The following is a 3,173-nucleotide window of genomic DNA, read 5'->3' on the forward strand; positions in this document are numbered from 1 at the left end:
AATGGTACGCCCTACAGGGTTCGAACCTGTGACCTACGGCTTAGAAGGCCGTTGCTCTATCCAGCTGAGCTAAGGGCGCACTGAAATGCGGATATTCCATGGAGTGAAACCGCCTGGAATTATACGGTCAACACTCAGTGAGTCAATGCATTTTGCCATGAAACTGCTACGGCATAACGAACTTGCCTACATATACGACAAACATTGCGCAAAGTTCGTCCAGCGCCAGTTTTCAGCACTTATCCATCTCGCGACAATAAATAGCCCCAATCCCCCATAAATGCGTCAAATTTCCTTTTAAACCACAGTGTCTTTGCCCCTTAGTTTTGCCAAAGAGGGATAAAAACTCAAACGAGGACTGACAGCGAGGCTGGCTTCTGACAAAATATCCGTATCCCCCTTTCGTTACGATACAGATGGAATCTTCTCTCTGATGGCAGCAAAAATTATTGACGGTAAAACGATTGCGCAGCAGGTACGCTCTGAGGTTGCGGAGAAAGTGCAGGCCCGCACTGCGGCAGGAAAACGCGCCCCAGGCTTAGCCGTCGTACTGGTCGGCAGCAACCCGGCATCGCAGATTTATGTCGGCAGCAAGCGCAAAGCGTGTGAAGAGGTGGGATTTGTCTCCCGCTCATACGATCTCCCGGAAACCACCAGCGAGGCGGAATTGCTGGAGCTGATTGATACGTTGAATGCCGATACCGCTATCGACGGTATTCTGGTACAGCTGCCGCTGCCTGCCGGAATTGATAACGTGAAAGTGCTGGAGCGTATCGCCCCAGACAAAGATGTAGACGGTTTCCACCCCTACAACGTCGGCCGCCTGTGTCAGCGTGCCCCGCGACTGCGCCCGTGCACGCCGCGCGGTATCGTCACCTTGCTTGAGCGGTACAATATAGATACCTACGGCCTGAATGCCGTGGTTATCGGCGCATCGAACATCGTGGGCCGTCCGATGAGCATGGAGCTGCTGCTGGCAGGCTGCACCACCACCGTCACCCACCGTTTTACCAAAAACCTGCGTCATCACGTCGAAAACGCCGACCTGCTGATCGTCGCGGTGGGTAAACCGGGATTTATTCCGGGCGAATGGATTAAAGAAGGCGCCATTGTGGTGGATGTCGGTATTAACCGTCTGGAAAACGGCAAAGTGGTTGGCGATGTCGTCTATGAAGATGCCGCCGCGCGCGCGTCATACATCACACCGGTTCCCGGCGGCGTCGGCCCGATGACCGTTGCTACGCTCATTCAAAACACGCTGCAGGCGTGCGAAGAGTATCACGATATTCAGGAGGCTTGAGATGGCGAATTTTTCACTGGGCAAACACCCGCACGTTGAACTGTGCGATCTGCTGAAGCTGGAAGGCTGGAGCGAAAGCGGCGCGCAGGCAAAAATCGCCATTGCCGACGGTCTGGTCAAAGTCAACGGCGCGGTCGAAACCCGCAAACGCTGCAAAATCGTCGCCGGTCAAACGGTGAGTTTTGAAGGCCAGAGCGTGACAGTTACCGAGTAAAAAATTAAGGCGCCACAACAGGCGCCTTAATTTTATCCCCATCCAACGCATTAGCCACTATCTTCAGCACCAGCGTTTTCGCCGTTGCATAACCAAATACCTTTACTGCCGCCGTAACCTACCTGCGCCACCTTCTGCCTACGTCTTCTCCGATAACAGAGTTAACTTCCCACATGCGGGTTGACGGAGAGGGAAGAATGCGAAATAGAGGGAAGGCGCTTCGTGCATTGACCTGAGTCTGAGCAAAAAAATGCCGGGGATAGCCCCGGCAAAAAAAGAGAGAATGGAACTACTTGCGGCGCCAGGTGGTGCCCTGCGGGCCATCTTCCAGCACGATCCCCATCTCATTGAGACGGTCACGCGCGGCATCCGCAGCGGCCCAGTCTTTCGCTTTACGCGCATCCAGGCGCTGCTGAATCAGCTGCTCGATTTCCGCAATTTCGCCGTCATCAGCCTGCGCGCCACTTTGCAGGAAGACATCCGGCTCCTGCTCCAGCAGCCCCAGCACGTCGGAGAGTTTGCGCATATGTGCAGCCATAGCGTTAGCCGCAGCGACATCTTCCGTCTTCAGGCGGTTCACTTCACGCGCCATATCGAACAGAACGGAGTAGGCTTCAGGGGTGTTGAAGTCGTCGTTCATCACCTCAATAAAGCGTGCTTCGAAAGCCTCGCCACCGGCCGGCTCTGCCGATTTGTCGGTCCCGCGCAGCGCGGTATACAGACGTTCCAGCGCAGAACGCGCCTGTTTCAGGTTCTCTTCGCTGTAGTTCAGCTGGCTACGGTAGTGGCCGGACATCAGAAAGTAACGCACGGTTTCCGCGTCGTAATACTTCAGCACGTCACGCACGGTGAAGAAATTGCCGAGTGATTTAGACATCTTCTCGCGGTCAACCATTACCATCCCGGAGTGCATCCAGTAGTTAACGTACTCGCCGCCATGCGCACAGGTAGATTGTGCAATTTCGTTTTCATGGTGCGGAAACATCAGATCCGAGCCGCCGCCGTGAATATCGAAATGGTTGCCCAGCTGTTTGCAGTTCATCGCCGAACACTCAATGTGCCAGCCAGGACGCCCTTCGCCCCACGGAGAGGGCCAGCTCGGTTCGCCCTCTTTGGACATCTTCCACAAGACGAAGTCCATGGGGTTGCGCTTCACGTCAACAACATCAACGCGGGCACCGGCCTGAAGCTGGTCCAAATCCTGACGGGAAAGCGCACCGTAGGTTGGGTCCGTCGGCACGGAGAACATCACGTCACCGTTATCCGCAACGTAGGCATGACCGCGTGCGATCAGCTTTTCCGTGATCTCGATAATTTCGTGAATATGGTGGGTTGCACGTGGCTCACTGTCCGGGCGCTGAATATTTAATGCATCAAAATCTTTGTGCATTTCAACGATCATGCGATCCACCAGCGCCACAAAGCTCTCGCCATTCTCATTAGCGCGCTTAATGATTTTATCGTCGATGTCAGTAATGTTACGCACGTATTTCAGGCTGTACCCCAGAAAACGCAGGTAGCGCGAAACAACATCGAAGGCGACAAAGGTACGGCCATGGCCAATGTGACAGAGATCGTAAACCGTAATACCACACACGTACATGCCGACTTCCCCGGCATGGATAGGTTTAAATTCCTCTTTTTGGCGCGTCATTGTAT

3 protein-coding genes and 1 tRNA gene are annotated in these 3,173 nt (G+C 54.2%); 2 read left to right on the forward strand and 2 right to left on the reverse strand.

The window, feature by feature from the left end; translation table 11 throughout:
- Positions 1 to 2: 2 nt before the first annotated feature.
- Positions 3 to 79 (reverse strand) — tRNA-Arg (locus ACZAHD_RS22755).
- A 354-nt stretch (positions 80 to 433) separates the two neighbouring features.
- On the opposite strand from ACZAHD_RS22755, the gene folD reads away from it, so the two are divergent.
- Both folD and ybcJ read left to right on the forward strand, forming a co-directional pair.
- The gene (gene folD, locus ACZAHD_RS22760) at positions 434 to 1,300 is read left to right on the forward strand and encodes a bifunctional methylenetetrahydrofolate dehydrogenase/methenyltetrahydrofolate cyclohydrolase FolD (protein ID WP_462458745.1); all 867 of its coding nucleotides are present in this window, start codon (positions 434 to 436) and stop codon (positions 1,298 to 1,300) included.
- A gap of 1 nt (position 1,301) precedes the next feature.
- Entirely contained in the window at positions 1,302 to 1,514 is a 213-nt protein-coding gene (gene ybcJ, locus ACZAHD_RS22765; protein WP_462458746.1) for a ribosome-associated protein YbcJ, read from the forward strand.
- 289 nt (positions 1,515 to 1,803) lie between these two features.
- On the opposite strand, the gene cysS is transcribed toward ybcJ, so the two are convergent.
- The coding region (gene cysS / locus ACZAHD_RS22770) for a cysteine--tRNA ligase (RefSeq protein ID WP_462458747.1) at positions 1,804 to 3,173 on the reverse strand (1,370 nt) is incomplete at its 5' end.

Source organism: Raoultella sp. (assembly GCF_039594335.1).
In the GTDB taxonomy this organism is placed as follows: domain Bacteria; phylum Pseudomonadota; class Gammaproteobacteria; order Enterobacterales; family Enterobacteriaceae; genus Klebsiella.

Coding starts and splice junctions, on each gene's coding strand:
- ybcJ (WP_462458746.1), top strand. CDS start 1,302: ATGGCGAATTTTTCACTGGGCAAACACCCGCACGTTGAACTGTGCGAT.
- folD (WP_462458745.1), top strand. CDS start 434: ATGGCAGCAAAAATTATTGACGGTAAAACGATTGCGCAGCAGGTACGC.